The following is a 1,675-nucleotide window of genomic DNA, read 5'->3' as shown; positions in this document are numbered from 1 at the left end:
GCACCAGGCCCTGAGGTGGCAAGGCAGACTGCCGCTTTTCCAGTCGAACGGGCAACTCCCTGAGCCATGAAACCTGCTCCCTGCTCATGCCTGGCAAGAATGTGTCTTAGTTTACTTTTATATATTGCATTATAAAGAGGCAGGTTTGCCCCTCCGGGGATACCGAAAACGGTATCGATTCCTTGTCTTTCGAGCAGATGGGTAATTAGCTCTGCTCCTGAATACTTCATAATTAATCCTCCTGGTTTAAATTAAAAAACCCCTGCTGGTTTCTCACCGGCAGGGGTTTTACTGTTTTTTGCTATACTATATTATAACCCTGACGGTGGAGAATGTATGTTCACCACGACTACTACTACTGCCACCACCACCATGGTGACCATAATCAGAGTTGTAAAAATGTTTTTGATTGTAAATTTCATTGAAATTCCTGTTCTCATGATTTTCTTTATCTGTATTTCGTTTCTTTAGTCCAGGTTACATACCGTTTCTTTTTATGCAAAAACACACAAATAAAAAGCCCCTGTCAGTCATTCACCGGCAGGGGCTTTTTACCATAGTAATAGATGAAAGCCCCTACGGTGTACACCGTACGACTACGCTCACCACTACTACTGTTGATGTCATGGATTTTTTCATATCAGGATAATAAATCATAAAACGGCGGGAAGCAAATGCTTTTTTTTAATAATCCTGAATTTTTAGGGAAAACCGCACCAGGATAAACTTCCCCAAACGACCAGCGGTGAAAATCAGCTATCTCATCGCCCTCTGGCTGAATCCGTCCCTTCGTACATCTCTATTAACCTTGGTCGTCGAGAGTAAAATAAAATGTTGCTCCTTTGTTGATTTCACTTTCTGCCCAGATTCTGCCGCCATGTCTTTCGATTACTCTTTCGACAATGGCCAGACCGATGCCTGTTCCCTGAAATTCCTGGTCAGAATGCAATCGTCTGAAAGGGGTGAAAAGCAATCCTGATCTTTTCATGTCAAATCCGGCTCCATTATCCTTAATGGAATAGATACTTTTCCCGTTTATAATTTGCCTATTGAACTCTATCCGTGCATCGGAAGTCTTTTCGGTAAATTTCCAGGCATTCCCTATTAAATTGGAAAGAGCGATCCGGATGAGGTTTTTATCAACATTTGCAGTAACATTGTCCTGAATGTTAATTTTGACAGACCGCTGTGGCTGGGATGCCTGCAATTCACTTATGATTGAAAAGGCTATTTGCGAAAGATTTGTCTGCTGCTTTTTCATCTCCTGACGACTGATTTTTGACAGATTAAGAATGTCATCGATAAGGGATTTCATCTGTGTGGCGCTGTGTTCTATTCTTTTAAGGTAATCATTTAAGGTGGCGTCCAGTTTCCCCTGGTATTCTTCCCTGATTAATCTTCCAAACCCCAGTAAAGTATTCAATGGTGCCTTAAGATCGTGCGAAACGGAATAGGAGAAGGATTCCAGGTCCTTATTGACTCTGGCGAGTTCATCAGCCCGCTCCCTGAGGGTTTGCTCTATCTGTTTTCGTATTGTGATATCACTTACCAGAGACATCACCAGAAGACCGTTGGGAGTATTTACAAAGCTTAAACTTATTTCGACCGGGAATTCGGTACCGTCTTTACGGAGTCCAAAAAGATCCATCCCGATTCCTATGGGACGCATCTTTGG

At 42.6% G+C, this 1,675-nt stretch carries 2 protein-coding genes; both read right to left on the bottom strand.

Going from position 1 to position 1,675, the window contains the following annotated elements; all coding sequences use genetic code 11:
* The coding region (locus GX089_16605; GenBank protein ID NLP04117.1) for an acetolactate synthase large subunit at positions 1-230 on the bottom strand (230 nt) is incomplete at its 3' end.
* Between the two features lie 572 nt (positions 231-802).
* On the bottom strand, positions 803-1,675 hold an 873-nt coding region (locus tag GX089_16600), incomplete at its 5' end, for a PAS domain S-box protein (protein ID NLP04116.1).

This window comes from Fibrobacter sp. (assembly GCA_012523595.1).
GTDB lineage: Bacteria > Fibrobacterota > Chitinivibrionia > Chitinivibrionales > Chitinispirillaceae > JAAYIG01.
Note: the sequence above shows the minus strand (reverse complement) of the source record. Positions and strands in the feature narration are given on the sequence as shown.